The 17,635-nt window shown below is 43.7% G+C and carries 11 protein-coding genes, 1 tRNA gene and 1 pseudogene; 9 read left to right on the top strand and 4 right to left on the bottom strand.

Annotated features, from left to right (window positions below):
- Positions 1-11: 11 nt before the first annotated feature.
- The 9 genes from dnaG (at position 12) to B6A14_RS05180 (ending at position 10,852) form a co-directional block, all read left to right on the top strand.
- Complete coding sequence (gene dnaG / locus B6A14_RS05220) at positions 12-1,958, top strand: DNA primase (RefSeq protein WP_087909408.1); 1,947 nt, start codon at positions 12-14, stop codon at positions 1,956-1,958.
- A gap of 222 nt (positions 1,959-2,180) precedes the next feature.
- Positions 2,181-4,694, top strand: coding sequence for an RNA polymerase sigma factor RpoD (rpoD, locus tag B6A14_RS05215; protein WP_087909407.1), 2,514 nt, complete (start codon positions 2,181-2,183; stop codon positions 4,692-4,694).
- Between the two features lie 13 nt (positions 4,695-4,707).
- Positions 4,708-4,784, top strand: a tRNA-Ile gene (locus tag B6A14_RS05210).
- Positions 4,785-4,898: 114 nt separating this feature from the next.
- A complete protein-coding gene (locus tag B6A14_RS05205; RefSeq protein WP_087909406.1) occupies positions 4,899-5,579 on the top strand; it encodes a GntR family transcriptional regulator in 681 nt (226 codons plus the stop codon).
- Between the two features lie 91 nt (positions 5,580-5,670).
- Positions 5,671-6,651, top strand: a complete 981-nt coding sequence (locus B6A14_RS05200) for a Bug family tripartite tricarboxylate transporter substrate binding protein (protein ID WP_087909405.1) — start codon at positions 5,671-5,673, stop codon at positions 6,649-6,651.
- A 23-nt stretch (positions 6,652-6,674) separates the two neighbouring features.
- A complete protein-coding gene (locus B6A14_RS05195; protein WP_087909404.1) occupies positions 6,675-7,817 on the top strand; it encodes a mandelate racemase/muconate lactonizing enzyme family protein in 1,143 nt (380 codons plus the stop codon).
- Between the two features lie 9 nt (positions 7,818-7,826).
- On the top strand, positions 7,827-8,735 hold the full coding sequence (locus B6A14_RS05190) for a fumarylacetoacetate hydrolase family protein (RefSeq protein WP_087909403.1): 909 nt from the start codon (positions 7,827-7,829) through the stop codon (positions 8,733-8,735).
- Positions 8,728-9,687, top strand: coding sequence for an NAD(P)-dependent oxidoreductase (locus B6A14_RS05185; protein WP_087909402.1), 960 nt, complete (start codon positions 8,728-8,730; stop codon positions 9,685-9,687). The genes B6A14_RS05190 and B6A14_RS05185 overlap by 8 nt, the downstream gene beginning before the upstream one ends.
- A gap of 7 nt (positions 9,688-9,694) precedes the next feature.
- Entirely contained in the window at positions 9,695-10,852 is a 1,158-nt protein-coding gene (locus tag B6A14_RS05180; protein WP_236635670.1) for a mandelate racemase/muconate lactonizing enzyme family protein, read from the top strand.
- Between the two features lie 578 nt (positions 10,853-11,430).
- Here B6A14_RS05180 and B6A14_RS05175 read toward each other — a convergent pair.
- The 4 genes and pseudogenes from B6A14_RS05175 to B6A14_RS05155 form a co-directional block, all read right to left on the bottom strand.
- A pseudogene (locus tag B6A14_RS05175) lies at positions 11,431-13,909 on the bottom strand (cation-translocating P-type ATPase).
- A gap of 406 nt (positions 13,910-14,315) precedes the next feature.
- Entirely contained in the window at positions 14,316-15,659 is a 1,344-nt protein-coding gene (locus B6A14_RS05165; RefSeq protein ID WP_161491112.1) for a glycosyltransferase family 2 protein, read from the bottom strand.
- 39 nt (positions 15,660-15,698) lie between these two features.
- A complete protein-coding gene (locus tag B6A14_RS05160) occupies positions 15,699-16,376 on the bottom strand; it encodes a hypothetical protein (RefSeq protein WP_087909399.1) in 678 nt (225 codons plus the stop codon).
- Positions 16,354-17,157 carry a YaiO family outer membrane beta-barrel protein gene (locus B6A14_RS05155; protein WP_087909398.1) on the bottom strand — a complete coding sequence of 268 codons (804 nt, stop codon included), beginning with the start codon at positions 17,155-17,157 and terminating at the stop codon, positions 16,354-16,356. The genes B6A14_RS05160 and B6A14_RS05155 overlap by 23 nt, the downstream gene beginning before the upstream one ends.
- Between the last annotated feature and the right edge of the window lie 478 nt (positions 17,158-17,635).

The following is a 17,635-nucleotide window of genomic DNA, read 5'->3' as shown; positions in this document are numbered from 1 at the left end:
CTGCTAGCCTGATGGCGCTCATTCCACAATCCTTCATTGCCGATCTTTTAAATCGGGTTGACATCGTTGATGTGGTTGGGCAGCACGTAAAGTTAAAAAAGGCCGGCGCAAACTATCAAGGTTTGTGCCCCTTCCATTCAGAGAAATCTCCTTCATTCTCCGTTTCGCCTACTAAACAGTTCTATCACTGCTTTGGTTGTGGAGCCCATGGATCAGCCATTAGTTTTTTGATGGAGTATTCCGGTCTTGGGTATGTGGATGCGATTGAAGATTTAGCAAGATCTGCAGGCTTAGATGTGCCGCGCGAAGAGCGCACTGCCAATGATGTCGCAAGACAGCAGCAAGCTATGGCATTAAGTGAAGTAATGAGCTCGGCGGCTGATTGGTATCGCCAGCAACTCAAAGGCAACGCTAGAGCGGTGGAATATTTAAAGGGTCGCGGCCTCACTGGTGAGATCGCTAAACGCTACGCCTTGGGTTATGCCCCAGATGGTTGGCAGGGTTTGGAGGCTGTCTTTGGTCCTTATACCAATGATGAAGTAGCTAAGACCTTGGTAGAGGGTGGCTTGGTCATTCAGGGTGAACAGTCTGAGGGCTCTCCAGTTAAGCGCTATGATCGCTTCCGTGATCGTGTAATGTTCCCGATTCGTAATCCCAAAGGTCAAACGATTGGCTTTGGTGGCCGCATCTTGGATCAAGGCGAACCAAAGTATTTAAATTCTCCTGAGACACCACTGTTTTCTAAGGGCAATACGCTCTACGGATTATTTGAAGCAAGACAAGCAATTCGTGCGCAAGAATTTGTATTGGTATGCGAAGGCTATATGGATGTGGTGGCACTTGCACAGTTGGGGTTCCCAAATGCAGTAGCAACTTTGGGCACAGCTTGTACTGCAAACCATGTGCGTATGCTACTAAGACAAACGGACAAGGTGGTTTTCTCATTCGATGGTGACTCTGCCGGTCAACGTGCGGCACAGCGTGCATTAGAAGCCTGCTTACCACTCATGTCGGATGATAAAGAAATTCGTTTCTTATTCTTGCCAACTGAGCATGATCCGGACAGCTATGTTCGTGCTTATGGTGCACCTGCTTTTGAAAAAGTGATTAAAGAGGCCATGTCTATCTCAAGCTTCTTCTTTAAGGTTGTCAGCGAAGACCATGAGTTAAGTACCCCAGAGGGTAGAGCCCATACGCATCATGCAGCCAAGCCCTTACTGCTTTCAATGCCTCCGATTGCATTGCGTACTCAGATTTTGCGTGAGCTCGCGATTCGAACTAATACAACACCAGCAGAACTGGAATCATTTTGCGGTTTAACTGTAGTTCCAGCTGCTACACAGCAATCCTCATATCAAGCTGCCCCAGCAAGATCACAAAATAATCAAAATAATTTTGCTAATAGCAATCGGCAGGGCGCGCCTTGGCAAGCATCTAAAGGTTCTGCAAAAAGAGTTTCCACACAAAATATTGAACCGCCTAAAGCGCCAACCGATTTAGCGGAACAAATGTTGCGCGTACTCATTCAGTTTCCCCATTTGGGAAAAGCGTTGAATAGTGATCAGCGTGCACTCGCCTTCAAAGCGGCAGAGCAGCGATCGGTCAAAGCACTTGCTTTGATGCAAGATCTCTTATCTCAATGCGATTTAGTTGAATTGATTCCAAGTGAGGACGGAAAGTCTGCAACAGTAGGTGCCGGAGCTTTTGCCATGTTCCAGGATCAACTCTCCCGGAGTGAGCTTGCTCCTTTATACGAGGTGCTCAGAAATCGGGTGATGGGCTCTGATTTAGATCTGGATGGCGCTAAAGCGGATTTAGAAGGGGCTTTCAAAAAACTAGAACTGACTCACCTCAAGCAAGAAATGACTGCGATTGCGCAAAAAATTGCTGGGAGTACCGCCAATGACCAAGATCGAGCCAGATATCGGGAATTGGGCGAGAAACTGAAATTCTCCTAAGAATTTATCCAAAGACCACTAGAAACCCCTGAAATTAGCCCTTATTTTTAGGCAAATGAGGGCTAAAAAAGTCGCAATCGACTATAATCCTCTGTTCCCAAGAAAAAAATGAATTAATTCAGCTACTTGCGCTTTATTTTGAAGAAATTTGGGGCAAGTGGACTACGAGGCTGTACTTAATCAGTCGATATCAATAACAGTAATGTGAGTAAGCGCTAATAAATGCCTAATACCAAGACCAAAAAACCAGCCAAGCCAGTAGCTAAGAAATCAGCTAAGCCAACCAAAGCTCCAGCTAAGCCTGTAGCTAAGTCCAAAGCTAAAGCCCTGGTGAAGCCGGTCGCTAAAAAAGTAGCGAAACCGGTGAAGGTTGCCAAACCAGCCCCTAAAGCTAAAGCCCCAACTAAGCCAGTTGCCAAGAAAGTAGCAAAGCCGGCGCCTAAAGCAAAGGCCCCAGTTAAACCAGTAAAAGCTACTAAACCAGCGCCTAAGGCTGTTGCAAAGCCAGCAGCGAAAAAGGTAGTCGCTAAACCTGTAAAGGTTCCAACTAAGGTTGCAACGAAGGCAGCAGCAAAGCCTGTGAAAGTTGCAGCAAAGTCAGCTCCTGCAAAAACAGTAAAAGCTGAGCCAGTAAAAAAAGGTAAAGCAACAGCAGCGCCAAAAGTTGAAGAGCTCAAAGGTAAAAAAGTGAAGGCAGTTGAAGCTGCTGCCCCCGTAGTTGAAGAAGAAAAAAAGCGCGGTCGTAAAGCAAAAGCTGAAGTTCCTGCTGATGGTGCAGAGCCAGTATTAACGGATCGTCAAAAAGCGCGTGAGCGTAAAGCAAAAGAGAAAGCACTCTTAAAAGAATTTGCTGCTCAGCAGTTAGGTAGTGAAGAGCAACAAGAGTTACGTCGTGCTCGCCTGAAGACCTTGATCAAGATGGGTATGTCCAAGGGTTACCTAACCCATGGCGAGATGAATGACGTGATGTCTGATGAGTTATCTGATGCCGATGCATTAGAAACCTTGATTAGCCTTTTAAATGACATTGGTATCACCGTCTACGAGCAAGCTCCAGACGCAGAGACCTTAATTCTGTCTGACAACACAGCAGCTGCAGCTTCTGAGGAAGAAGCCGAAGAAGAGGCTGAAGCAGCACTCTCTACGGTTGATTCGGAATTCGGCCGCACTACTGATCCAGTTCGCATGTATATGCGCGAGATGGGTACCGTAGATTTGCTGACTCGCGAAGGCGAGATCGTGATTGCCAAGAAGATTGAAGCTGGCCTCAAAGATATGGTCATGGCTTTGGCCGCTTGCCCAGTCACTATTGCTGAAATTCTTGCTAACGTTGACAAGATTGCTAGTGGCGAGATGGAGATCGACCAGTTTGTAGATGGATTAGTAGATCCGAACGCTGAAGATATTAAGCTTGGACCTGAAGAGCCAGAGATTGATCCTGATGCTGAAGAAGGCGAAGACGAGGGTGAAGATGAAGGCGGCGGTGGCGGTGGTGCTGCTACAGCGAATGCCAAGCAGCTTGAAGAATTAAAGCAAATCTCTCTCGAGAAATTCGCCATTGTTCGTACCCAAGCCGACAAGATGCGTCGTGCGTTTGATAAAGATGGCTACAACTGCCCAGCGTACATCAAGGCACAAGATCTCATTCGTGGCGAGTTACTCGGTTTCCGCTTGACTGCAAAAAGTGTTGAGAAGTTATGCGACACGATGCGTTCCCAGGTTGACCAAGTATGGAAGCTTGAGCGCGGTATTGTGAGCTTACTGGTAGATAAAGTTGGCGTAAATCGTGGTGAAGTATTAAAAGAGTTTCCGAAGATGTCCATGAATTTGACTTGGACAGATAATTTACTCAAAGAGAACAAGCCATATGCCGCTCTCTTGCAACGTAACGTACCTGCGATTCAGGAACTCCAACAGAAGTTGATTGATATTCAGAAGAATGTCGTCATTCCGTTGCCTGAGTTAAAAGAGGTAAACAAGCAGATGATCGCTGGTGAGAAGCGCGCTCGTGAAGCAAAGCGCGAGATGACCGTAGCCAACTTGCGTTTGGTAATCTCCATCGCCAAGAAATACACCAACCGTGGTTTGCAGTTCTTGGATTTGATTCAAGAAGGTAATATCGGTTTGATGAAGGCGGTGGATAAGTTCGAATACCGTCGTGGCTATAAGTTCTCTACCTATGCTACTTGGTGGATTCGTCAGGCGATTACCCGTTCTATTGCTGACCAAGCACGTACGATCCGTATTCCAGTTCATATGATTGAGACGATCAATAAGATGAACCGTATCAGTCGTCAGATCTTGCAAGAAACTGGTCATGAGCCAGATGCTGCAACCTTGGCACTGAAGATGGAGATTCCGGAAGACAAGATCCGTAAGATCATGAAGATTGCTAAAGAGCCAATCTCGATGGAGACTCCAATCGGTGACGATGAAGATTCTCATTTGGGTGACTTCATTGAGGACGGCAATACCTTGGCTCCAGCGGAAGCAGCCCTGCATGAATCAATGCGTGACGTTGTTAAAGACGTTCTGGATTCATTAACACCACGTGAAGCAAAAGTATTGCGTATGCGCTTTGGTGTTGAGATGAGTACAGACCACACTCTCGAAGAAGTGGGCAAACAATTTGATGTAACGCGTGAGCGTATCCGTCAGATTGAAGCTAAGGCACTCCGTAAAATGCGTCATCCAAGCCGCAGCGATAAACTCAAGACTTTCCTCGAAGAGGATTGAACCAAAGATTAACGGGCCTATAGCTCAGTTGGTTAGAGCAGAGGACTCATAATCCTTTGGTCCCAGGTTCAAGTCCTGGTGGGCCCACCAGAAAAGCAAACCCTCATCAGCAATGGTGGGGGTTTTGTCTTTTCAAGATTGCTTGAAGGTGTGTTTAGATTTTGATTTATATTGAAGCTAATTCTATTTTTTGATAAATTCCTAATGCCAAGTGTTTCGAAGAGCGGTCTTAAGTTGATTAATAAGGACACCCTTTGGGATAAGGCCTACTTTTCTTTGAAAAGTGCATTATTAGCGGGTAAGTTTGTGCCTGGTGAGCGGATTATTTTGAGGAAAGTTGCGCAGGATCTCGGCATTAGTCTTACGCCTGTTCGTGATGCTATTAATCGCTTGGCCGCTGAAAATGTACTCGAGAGGGGTGGTGTCGGGCAAGGCGGCGGCGCTTCAGTGCCTTTATTGAACGCCAATGAGTTTGATCAATTGATGTCGATACGCAGCAGTCTTGAACCATTGGCTGCTGAGGCTGCTGCTAAAAATGCAAGCAGAGCAGAAATAGTTGAAATTTCAAAAATGTTGAATCGGATGAAGGATTTGGCGGAAACCGGTAACCTAGCCTCTTATTTAGATGCCCACTACCAGTTTCATTTTGGGATCTACAAGCTTGCCAATCAAGCTATTCTTTTGCAGGCTATTGAGGGGGCCTGGCTTCGCTGTGGGCCCACATTAAATCTGGCGCTACCAGCATATAACCCGGGACAGAAGAGGCATAAACATCATTTAGCAGCCCTCAATGCTCTTAAGAAGGGTGATGGCGTTGGGGTTGCCCAAGCTATTCGTGCTGATATTGATAGCGCTCGACTTGATATCTGTAATTTGTTAGATTAAATCCGTTGTTTCCATAAGGGTTGGTGATTTATTTATCTAGATTAATGTTATTTGTTATAACATTGATATGTTTTTAGCTAATGGAGTGAATATGAATACTTTTAAAACGGTTGTTAATTCAATTGCGGCTTCTGCCTTTGGAGTTTTTATGGCTTTTGGATCTGCCATTGCTGCTGATTTTCCTACCAGGGAGATTAAGTTAGTGGTGCCCTGGAATGTCGGAGGGTCAAATGATATTTCTGCAAGATTAATTTCTAAGATTCTGGCTGACGAAGGGGTTACTGTGGTGGTAGATAACGTTGCTGGGGCAACCGGAACGATTGGTATGACAAAAGTGGCTAACGCAGAGCCAGATGGTTACACCATTGGAATGGGTACCAGCTCTACTATGGCAATGATTGCGCAGGGCTTAACTCCACTCAAGAATGATCAATTTGCCCCGATAGCACGAGTCACAACAGATCAATTATTGCTTCTTGTTCCCAAGGGCGGACCAGTAAAAGATGTGGATGGTTTTGAGGCAATGGTTAAAAAGAATCCTGGAAAAATATCAATTGGCACTCCAGGTAGTAATAACTTAAATCATATTTTTGCAGTGATGACGGGTAATGTAGTCAATTCTTCAGTTGTAACCGTGCCATACACTGGTGGGGCTAAAGTGATTATCGATCTGGCTGGTAAACAAATTGATGCTGCGGTACTAAAGCCATCTGAGAGTAAGGCGCAGATTGATTCCAATATGGTGATACCGTTGGGTGTTTTCGCGAATGAGCGTATTAAATCAATGCCTAATATTCCTACATTTAAGGAAAAAGGATATAACGTTTTCCCATATGGACCATTGGTTCAAATGGCATATCTTGTTGCCCCCGCAAAGACCCCACCAGAAATTCAAGAAAAATTAATCGCCATTTTTAATAAAGCGATTCAGGATCCGCGCTTTAAAGCTGCATCTGAAGATGGCGGGGCAAGAGTTGATAGTCTTACTGGAAAAGCATTGGGCGCTGAAATTATTGCAGTTACAAACACCTTATCTGAAGTTGGAAAAAAAGTATTTTCTGAGAAAAAATAAATATTGAGATTGAAAGAAGAGCAATGAGTCAAATTAAAAAAGTAACATGTCATATTGTTGCCGCTCCCGTACAAAAGCCTTTTACCTCCTCAAGGGGTTGGATTTATAAAACTCGTGGCTCTTGTATTTTGGAGATTGAGACAAATGACGGCATAGTGGGTTGGGGTGAATGTTACGGACCATCGGCTGTTGCAAAAGCTTTTATCGATACTCAATTTGGACCTCGAATTATCGGTAGGGATCCGTTCGATGTAGAGGTGATCTGGGAGGATTTATATAACCGGATCAAAGATTACGGTACTACCGGTATGGCAATTTCTGCAATTAGCGGAATTGATATTGCCTTGTGGGACATTATTGGCAAGTCCTGTGGAAAACCAATTCATAAGTTAATAGGCGGCTCCTATCGTGATGAAGTAACGGCTTATGCAACCGGCTTGTATTTTATTGATATGGATCGCTTGATCGAAGAAGCAGTAGAGGAGGCGATTGAATTTAAGCAGAATGGCTTTACTGCCATCAAAATGAAGATTGGATTGGGCGACCTGAAGTTGGATATTAGGCGTGTAGAGGCGGTTCGAAAAGCAGTGGGCGATGAGATGCGATTGATGGTGGACGCCAATCATTGCTTTACCGTGCCTCAGGCAATCAAGATTGGTCGAGAGCTTGAGAAGTTAGATATTGAATGGTTTGAAGAGCCTATCTCTCCAGAGGATTTGGATGGCTATGTTGAGGTGACTCGTGCCCTAGATATGGCTGTTGCGGGCGGAGAAAATGAATTTACCCGCTGGGGATTTAGAGATATTGTGGTGCGCAAAGCGATGGATATTGTTCAGCCGGATGTTTGTGCTGCAGGTGGTATCAGTGAATGTCGCAAGATTGCAACTCTCGCTAGTGCACATGGGGTAGAGTGTGTTCCGCATGCGTGGGGATCAGTGATCGGAGTTGCGGCAACCTTGCATTTCTTGGCAGCGCTGCCCGATCAGCCGCCTAGCTTTAAAGGTAACCCGCCTTTATTTGAGTTTGAGCAATGCGAGAATCCATTCCGTGATTTGTTATCAGTTGAGCCTATTGAACAACGCAATGGTAAAGTCAGCGTGCCAAACGGTCCGGGTCTTGGAATTGAAATTAATCGTCACATTCTCGACCAATATCGAGTTGTATAGACTGTATTTATGCGTTACTTAACTTTTACAAAAGGATCAGAGCAAAGAGTGGGCGTTCTACTGGACGACTCTTTGTCTGTGCTGGATCTTTCTCATGAAAGTTGCAGTGACATCATGGCTGGTCAATACCCAAATTTAATAGAGATGGTAAGGATGGGTTTGCCATTAATGACTAAAAAAATTAAGGAAAAAATTGAGAGTAGGGCCTACGATCAGAATGCGGTAGTTAGTCTCAACTCTCTTGCAATATGCTCTCCAATTCCTATGCCGGGGAAAGTTATTGGGGCTGCATACAACTTTACTGATGCATTGGATGAGCGATCAATGGCTTATCCAACGGAGCCAGTTATTTTTATTCGATCTGGCAATACGGTCATAGGGCCTAATGACCCCATTCTTATTCCCCCAGATGTGGGTAACGTAGGTTATGAAGCTGAGTTGGCTGTCATTATTGGCAAACGCGCTTTGTTTATCGAGCCAGATGATGCAATGGAGCATGTAGCTGGTTATACAGTTCATAACGATATCAGCGGTAGCGGCATGATTAAGCAGGATAGTGGAAACTTTGTCAGAGGAAAGAATATGCCTGCATCCTCCCCTTTGGGGCCTTTTCTAGTGACTGCTGATGAGGTAGTAAATCCTTACGCGATTCAAATTAAATTAGATGTGGATGGTAGGGTGTTACAGAATGGCACAACCGGCACAATGCTTTTTAAAGTTGCAGAATTAATTTCTTATATCTCCAAGCAAATGCCACTTGAACCTGGCGATATTATTGCAACTGGTACCCCAGCAGGTTTGGCAATGATGCATCAGCCTACTGCATGGCTCCAGCCAGGGCAAACTGTAAGAGTAGAGCTTGAGGGTTTGGGAGTACTTAATAATCCAATAAAAAAGGGAGCGCCATTTCTTGAGTAAAAAATTTAAGGTTCTTTTGACTAACCCTATACATCCAGAATGCAATCAAGCTCTCATGGAGGAGTGCGATGTGGTGGTGGCGCCAGATATAAAGTCTGAGACTTTAAAAAGTCTTATTTCGGACTGTGAAGGGTTAATAGTTCGATGTCAGCTGCCTCAAGATATATTTGATGGAGCTACACAATTAAAGGCAGTAGTTCGCCATGGCGTGGGATTAGATTTCATTCCGGTAGATGCAGCAACCAAAAAAAGAATTCCAGTTGCAAACTTACCAGGTTCAAATACCAATGCTGTAGTTGAGTACTGTATAGCTGCCATTTTTTATTTCCGTCGTAACTTAGATCTGATTAATTCACAGTTGCGAATTCAGGGATGGACAAAAGCTCGGCCACAAGCAGACTCCTCCACCGAGATTGCAACTACTACTTTGGGCATTATTGGGTTTGGATCAATAGGGGGCAAATTAGCCAATGCAGCAATGGGCCTAAATATGAAAACCATTGCGCTTACTCGGCGTCCCGAAACATTGCCTAGTGGAGTTCGTTCAGTTACAAAAGCAGAATTATTCTCGCAATCTGATGTGATAGTAATTTGCTGCCCATTGAATGAAGAAACGCGCGGGATGGTAGATCAGCTCTCGATTTCAATGATGAAGTCAAATGCCATCCTGATTAATATCGCACGTGGACCGGTGGTAGATACGCAGGCAATCATTAGTGCACTTAAAGCAGGAAAAATTGCTGGTGCAGCGATGGACGTGCATGATCAGCAACCTCTGACCGGAGAAGAGGCTATCTTTGATTGCCCAAACTTATTACTTACTCCCCATATAGCATCGATTACTTCTAGTAGTATGCGCGGTATGAGCGAGGGATCAGTCAAGACAATTCTTGCCATCCTTAAGGGTATTCGGCCTGACAATATTGTTAACCCAGAAGTCTTCTTTAATTGAAAAAATCATGACAAGTAATCCAATGCGTATTGTGAAATTAGAGGCTGTACCAATTTCATTTCCAGTTCCTGAAAATAAATCGGTTCGATTAGGTATAGGCAAATGTGTCAAACGTGATTCAGTTCTGGTGCGTATCGAAACGGAAGATGGTCATGTTGGTTGGGGGGAGGCACACCATGGCAGGGCGCCAGGTGCAATCGCAAAATTAATTGATACGACTATGCGCGAGCTGGTGCTCAACTGTGACGCAATGGATATTAATGGGATCTGGACTCGCGTTTATAAAATGCAAATCTCCAGCCATGGAACGGGCGCAGCTGCAGTATTAGCTTTAAGTGGTATTGATATTGCGCTGTGGGATATTCGTGCTCAGATTATGCAGCAACCTTTGTATAGGATGCTGGGCGGGGCTTCTAAAAAGATTAAAGCCTATGCAGGTGGCATTGCCCTTGGATGGCAAGAGCCCGCCTCCTTGGCAAAGGAGGCGCAAGAGCATGTGGCAACTGGTTATCGAGCATTAAAGTTACGTGTGGGCGATACCGCTGAAAAAGATATTGTCAGAGTACATGCAGTTCGTAAGGCGGTAGGCAATGAAATTGACATATTAGTTGATGCCAATACAAATTACACCCTAGCAGATGTGCGTAAGGTAATGCCTGCTTTTGATGAGGCGGGAGTGAGTTGGTTGGAGGAGCCATTTCCACCACAGGATCGAAAAGCATATCGCATGGCCCGTAGCTTAGGGCGAGTCCCATTTGCTGCTGGAGAGAATCACTATACCCGTTATGATTTTGCAACCCTATTAGATGATGGGGATGTACAGTTTATACAGCCTGATCTGTCGAAGACTGGTGGCGTGACTGAGTCAATGAGGATTGCAGCTATGGCGAGCGCCAATAAGTTAACGATTAATCCTCATACTTCTGCAACTGCAATCAATATGGGAACAACAATTCATTTTCTGTCTGCGATTGATAACCCCGGATACTTTGAAGGAGATGTGACATTACTCAATCCATTTAGGGATGAAATGATGGACAAAGGAGCTTATGAGCTCGATTCAGAAGGTTTTGTAAAGCCGTATGAAGGTATAGGTATTGGCCTGAAAATTAACTTAGATTTTGTAAAAGATCATCCATTGATTGATGGACCTTGCTACGTTTAATTGCTTTCGAAAAAGCCGATGCCACTACTACGGTGATGGCTACTTATACGATTAGTTTGTAACTAGCTTTGATGTGATTACATAAAAGACCTACTTCGGCAGGTTTTTTGTTTGGTAGGTGGGTGGCTTAGTTGGGTCGATAGCGGTCATTGGTTAATCAAGCATTACTTTAAGCACCGCCCGTTAATCCCACCCAAAACGATTTGGAGCAACGAAGTGCTAGATGGTTGCTCCAAAATTCCTTTGGTTTCGAAAACCAAAGACCGAGAGAGCTCTTCTAGTAAATCTACGAATTTGCTTACACATTTGCTTACACACCGACACTGACCATCCGCAGACCCCCTGTTTACATGGGTCTATCTTGGGTGTCTGCTCTCATAACCAGAGAACCTAAAGCTAGCCTAAAAGTTACAAAAAGCTAGCTTTTGAGACTAAAGGTGAGGTTTGGTCATTTGAGCGTTACTTTAAGTAACGCTGGGGGTGCTAAAAAGTGTGCAAGCGATTACTGCACACTTTCAATGGTGATGCGTATAGGTTAGGGCGTTGAAGGGCTGCTTTCGGCCAATAGCATTCATTTACTATTGGCCCCATTTTCTTCTGTAGCCTAGCTTAACAAGCTCGTACCACGTGATTCCGATTAACCCAGAGGCAAGAATCGCTAATGCACCTTCTAGTGTGGGCACAGTGAATTGAAACCGATCTCGGAGAAATGGAATCGTAATTAAAAATCCAAAGGATATGACCCCAATACCGAGAATCCATTTCTGAGATGGATTGGTTTTTTGCAGGATTCTAAAGAGGTGATCATTTTTAGATCTGCTGACAATTATTAATGAGATGTTTCCAAGTACTAGACTGCCAAATGATAGTGTTGTAGCCATTGCATGGGAATAGTTCATATTTAGGCCAGAAATATAGGCCAACAACAATAGCGGTCAATCCCGCCCCTTGTAATAGAGCCATAGAGATGCTATCCAAGCTAAAGAGTTTTTGATTAATACTTCTAGGTGGCTTTAGCATTACATCGCTTTCAGGCGCTTCCATCTCAAAAATAATTGCACATGCCGGGTCAATAATCATTTGCAGGAAGACGATATGTATTGGGTCAAGGATCGGCTGCACCCCAAAGAGAATGGGAATAAAAACAGCTCCAGCCATTGGGATGTGGACGGCAACGACATAAATGATGGCTTTATGTAAATTGTCATATATTTGTCTGCCCTGCTGGATAGTGTGGACGATGGATGAAAAATCATCATTTAGCAGCACTAAGGATGCGGCTTCTCTAGCAACATCGGTGCCTCGTTGCCCCATCGCAATGCCTACATGAGCTGCTTTTAGGGCGGGCGCATCGTTAACCCCGTCACCTGTCATAGCGACAACTTCATTGTTCGCTTGCAACGCTTTTACAAGTCTTAATTTCTCAGTAGGCTTAATCCGTACATAAATTGACGTTTTCTTTACTGCTTCGCGAAGTTCAACATCGCTAAGTGCATTGATATCGCTACCAGATAGAACGCTGGCACTATCAATACCCGCTTGCTTTGCAATCGCTTGCGCAGTAATGGCATGGTCTCCAGTAATCATGATGACGCGAATGCCAGCTCTCTGACATTTCTGAATGGATGCGGGCACTTCTTCTCTAATGGGGTCTTTGAGCCCCACAAGACCGAGCCAAGTAAACTCAAATGAGCTCAAGTTTGCTGGCCAATTTGAGCTTTGCTTCGTATATTGAGATTTTGCAACTCCGAGTAAACGCAATCCTTGTGATGCAAGATCCTCAATTTGTTTTTCAATTACTGCGATCTGTGTTTGCGTCAAATTACAGCGCTTAAGAACTGCCTCGGGCGCACCTTTGATAGCCACAAGGCACCGATCAGAGCCTGGCGCCTTCCAAAGATGTGTCATCGCAGGGAGCTCGGGGCTCAGGCCATACTCGTGTACCAGTTCAAATTCGGAAGTCTGATTAATGTATTCGGGAGCGAGATGGCGCTTTTCATAAAAAGCTTGTTCCATCGGGTCAAAGGGCTTTACCTCGCTTGCAAGTACGCAATAACCTAGAAGCTCTTTTTGCGATGGATTTAGTTCATCATCTTTTGAGCTAAGCATCAGGATATTCTGGGGAGTTGCAAGAACCTCTAAAGACATCCTATTCAGGGTGAGAGTACCCGTCTTATCAACGCATAAAGCTGTAATGCTGCCCAGTGTTTCAATGACGGGTGCATACCTAGTAAGTACTTTTTGGCGAGCTATTCTCCAAACGCCGAGCGCCATAAATACCGTCAGAATTACTGTGAATTCTTCTGGCAGTAACGCCATGGTTAGGCTAATAGCGGTCAGTGCACCTTGAAGCCAGTTATCGTGCATTAAACCGTAGATTGCTAGAACGATAATTGAGAGGGAGACCCCAAAAATCGTAACCCTTTTAATCAATTCCCCAATATCTTCCTGAAGAGGGCTATTAAGACTAATGATTTGCTTTAGGCTACTTCCGATCTTGCCTAACTCAGTTTGCATGCCGATAGCGGTAACTCTGGCTATGCCGCTACCCCGAATTACCATGCAACCCGAATGAACTTGACTAGCACTATCTTTTTTAGTGGGTTCAGATTCACCGGTGAGCAATGATTCGTCAACGAGTAGGTCATGTGATTCAAGTAATAGGGCATCTGCGGGAATTCTGTCCCCTTCTGCAAGTATGAGTATGTCCCCAACGACAATGTCTTTACCGGCTATTCTTTGGGTAATGCCATCTCTAATGACAATCGCTCTGGGGCTTGAGAGCTCCTTGAGTGCATTAATTGCTTTTTCACTTTTTCGCTCCTGGAATAGCGTAATTCCAACTGAAATACAAATGAATCCAATTAATATCAATGCGTCATCAATTCTTCCAATAACTAGGTAAATCGATCCAGCCAGCAAGAGAAGGGCGAATGTGGGCTCAGCCAATATTCGCAGAAGCAGTTTAAAGAGAGTTTTTTGATCTGCAACTTCTAGCTCATTAAACCCATACTTTGCTTGGAGCTGAATTGCTTCCGATTTTGTAAGACCCTCCATAAATTACGAAGATAACTTATTTTTAAGGAGGAAAAAGAGGGCGCCGTAAAAACATCCAATTAAAAATGTGATCCCAATTAATCCCATAGCTAGCCCAAGATCAAATGCCTGTACTTGAAATGGCGAGCTCAGCATATGAAGTTTGAATATGAAATCCAAGGCTGATTGCGCAAACCCAGATGCCAAGAGAATTACCCAGAAAAAATGCAGGCTTGAAAGGCTTATCCCGCCAATGAGAGATGTTCTTAATAGACTCATATTTTTCCTTTCCACTGTTTCATCTTATGCCCTTTTTTATTGGGTGTCAGCTACACATACGATGTAATTAAAGCGAAAGGGGTCACATAACTTCGATCATTTAGTATGGCTGGCAGGCCAGATTGGATTTGATTTCACGCCCAAGGGGCTACCATTCTATAGATTTACCTCGTAACCATCGCCACCACCCAATCATCCTCCAGTAAGCATCTCTTTGTCTGTAGCCGATAGGTTCAATTAATCCAATTGCACCCAAGCGCAATATTTGTTTGAGTGAATTAAAGCTGCTAATGTAGTTATCGTTTGTAGCAATTGCATACCAAGAATAAAACCCTGTTATGGCGTAGATCAAAAGACCATATATCAAGAACGAAGGATAGGAGAGTAATCCTAATGCTATACATACCCAAAGCGAGATTATTCCTAAGAGCTCAATGATGGGGGCAAAAGCCTCAATGAAAACGATGTGCGGAAATGAGAACCAGCCAATAAGAGCACTCTTCTTGTTAAACATCAATTGTTTATGCCAGCTTAAGCTTTGTAAGGCGCCCCACATCCAACGAATACGCTGCTTTTTTAAGTCTACTTTAGTTCTAGGGACCTTAGTCCAGCAGATGACTTCTGGAATGGTCCAGATCTTATAAGGCAGGTTGTGCTTTAGGTGGTATTCATGCAGCGAGAGAATAATTTCTAGATCTTCGCAATAGGCCTCTGATCTATAGCCTCCAACTTTAATAACAGCTTCCTTAGTAAATACTGTTAAAGCGCCGCCGATAATTAATAGCCCATCCAAATAAGACCAGCCAGTTCTCCATGAAGTGAAAGAGCGGAGGTATTCAATGATTTGCACGCCTACAAATATGGACTGAGAGCTTCGCTTTCTTTCAATTTCCCCATTCCGGATTATGATTTCATTGCTTGGGGCGATGGCACCTCCAAGTGCAACTAGCGTAGGCTCATTGATAAATTTAATAACCAGCTTTCTAAGGGCATCAGGCGTGATAATCGAATCACTATCAATGCAGCAAATATATTCTCCGTGACTATGCTGAATACCAACATTTAGGCTGTCAGCTTTGCCAGTATGTACTTTTTGAATAATGGTTAAATTCGGAAATGTTTTCGACTGAAAGGCTGCTACTGGTTGTGAATTGCTAATGGTGGCGCAAGAGTTTAGGGCGAGATTGTCAAGATTGAAATGTTCTTTAAGATGAGCCAGGGTTTTGTCGATTGAGCCATCATCAACAACAATAATTTCGTAATTAGGATAATCGGTGGAGAGTGCTGCATTAACGCTTTCTACGATTCCCAAAGATTCATTATGTACCGGAATAATGACGCTAATTTTTGGGGCTTTGAATTTCTCAAACGGCACTTTTTCATGGCTAATTGATCGATATTTAAGGTGGCGTAGGTGTTTTCTGAGTAACGCTGCCACGACAATGTAAGTGATTAATGCAATTAAGAGGTGAGCATGAAAAAAATATTCCATGAACCGCACAATCTCGGAAGAGATATTAGTCAAGTTCATTTAATTGAACTCCAAATACTGACTAAGTTGCGTGGGGAAAGTTTTTTGAGTTGAGCCCTGTATGTAGTTGATGATTTGGTCGCGTGGAATTTCTACTATTGCTGCTAATGCTTGTGTTGTAGAGAGAATTCCTTTTTTATAAGATTCAATAATCTGGGGGAGAGAATCTTTTCCAATAAGGCGAGATAAGGCAATGCAAGCATACGGAGCGATGCCTTCTTGCATTGCATATTTTTTGGCTTCATTTGTATAGCCATCAAAATTAGAAAGACCAATTGCTTCTAAGGCAATACATTTCTCAGCGATGCCTTCATCATTCAGGCAATGGGGGATGCAATGGAGCATATTAGTTTGTTTTGCTATGTCAATAAACTGATCTCGATCCTTTTTTGGTGTCCGCTCCAATAGCCTAACCCATCCATAGGCAACATCTTTCTTGTGTAGTTCAATCAGTTTATTAATATATGTAAGCTCATGCTTAATTCCCTTGCCTTCTAGGCGATACTCTTTCGCCTGATTTATTAATGACACGAAATAGTCTTGAATCTTTTGACTTTTGATACGTCTTCCATGCTTAATGATGATGGTCAGTATCAGCATAAAAATTCCACCAAATAGTAAGGCGGCTAGTGTGAGTGCATAAAGTAAAAGTGGGTCAGAAAGCCAATCGAAGTCCAATTTGCCCCCCGTTTCTTTGGTAGTAGTTACCTTGTTTGGCGTGCCACGCTGCTACAGTTAAGCCCACCTCCTTTGTTAGCCAATACAAACCATCTATTTGATATTGCTGCGTGTCTACAGTAGTAAGGTTTCCTACATTAACTACTGTAGGCTCATGACCAGTCGAGTAGGATAGGCCAATGCGGTGATTATTCTTGGGAAACCATTGAGCTTGATATTTACTTAACCAACCACTTTTTTGGCTATTTAATGTTGAGTAAATGGCAGCATATGCCAGTCTAAATTGATCAAAATACTTATCAAACCCTAAGTTTTGATTGCTTGTTCTTCCATCCAAATAACTGCTCTCGCGCCCAGAGATGAGATAGTTGAATTGATAAGGTAGTTTTCCATTCCAACCAGCTCCGTAGAAATTTTGGGCTAAGAATTGGGGGTTATGAGTAATTGATCCCTCAACATTAATAACACCATATGTGAATGGGTAAGCATAATTGAGATAGGCGGACTGATCGACTTGTGAAAATCGCTCGGCATTTAACAGTTGAATGTAAACCAAGCCATTCTGTTTGAGTGGAAGCATTAAATCTAAATACTGGCTTTGCCATGGAGCATATCCGTTGGTAAGTCCCTCATAGCTAGATCCAATTTCAGCATATGGCTTTGAGTCGAAAATTGCGGGTCTGTCTAGTTGTTCATACGTCTGATTTTCTGCCTGCGCACATACGTCAAGCGAAATCAACGCAGCAATGATCGTTCTTATAGCATTTGAACTTTTGGGCATTTATTTTCAATACTTATAATTACTTTAATTAGAATAAGTGGCTTAGTCTGTATATGCAAGCTTTTAGTAGTTTTTAGAGGGGGGTACCCCCATAGCCTGCTTTGGGTTGAAAGCAGTCTCTTACTATATAAGCGTTACTTAAAGTAACGCTTGCTCCTCTAAAACCACCTTGGAACAACGAAGTGTTAGATGGTTGCTCCAAAAATCCTTTGGTTTTGAAAACCAAAGAGTCAGATAGTGCCTCTTGTGATCTTGTCAATCTAGTCACACAAATACTCACACACCGATAAACAGGCGATGTAAGCTCTTGAAATCCTAGTGGTTTTCTTTGGACTTCTGCTCTCATAATCCTTTGGTCCCAGGTTCAAGTCCTGGTGGGCCCACCAGAAATGAAAATACCAACCTTTGGGGTTGGTATTTTTTTGCTTGGCTTTCGGAGTGACGATAAATCGCGCACTTCATTTCATGGGGCGATTAA

The sequence above is a fragment of the Polynucleobacter hirudinilacicola genome, assembly GCF_002192535.1.
Taxonomy (GTDB): domain Bacteria; phylum Pseudomonadota; class Gammaproteobacteria; order Burkholderiales; family Burkholderiaceae; genus Polynucleobacter; species Polynucleobacter hirudinilacicola.
This window is presented reverse-complemented; position numbering and strand designations above follow the sequence as displayed.

Bases quoted from the DNA above. Each gene is read 5' to 3' on its own strand.
- dnaG (WP_087909408.1), top strand. From the start codon at position 12: ATGGCGCTCATTCCACAATCCTTCATTGCCGATCTTTTAAATCGGGTT.
- B6A14_RS05165 (WP_161491112.1), bottom strand. From the start codon at position 15,659: ATGGAATATTTTTTTCATGCTCACCTCTTAATTGCATTAATCACTTAC.
- B6A14_RS05200 (WP_087909405.1), top strand. From the start codon at position 5,671: ATGAATACTTTTAAAACGGTTGTTAATTCAATTGCGGCTTCTGCCTTT.
- B6A14_RS05180 (WP_236635670.1), top strand. From the start codon at position 9,695: ATGACAAGTAATCCAATGCGTATTGTGAAATTAGAGGCTGTACCAATT.
- B6A14_RS05195 (WP_087909404.1), top strand. From the start codon at position 6,675: ATGAGTCAAATTAAAAAAGTAACATGTCATATTGTTGCCGCTCCCGTA.
- B6A14_RS05155 (WP_087909398.1), bottom strand. From the start codon at position 17,157: ATGCCCAAAAGTTCAAATGCTATAAGAACGATCATTGCTGCGTTGATT.
- rpoD (WP_087909407.1), top strand. From the start codon at position 2,181: ATGCCTAATACCAAGACCAAAAAACCAGCCAAGCCAGTAGCTAAGAAA.
- B6A14_RS05190 (WP_087909403.1), top strand. From the start codon at position 7,827: ATGCGTTACTTAACTTTTACAAAAGGATCAGAGCAAAGAGTGGGCGTT.
- B6A14_RS05205 (WP_087909406.1), top strand. From the start codon at position 4,899: ATGCCAAGTGTTTCGAAGAGCGGTCTTAAGTTGATTAATAAGGACACC.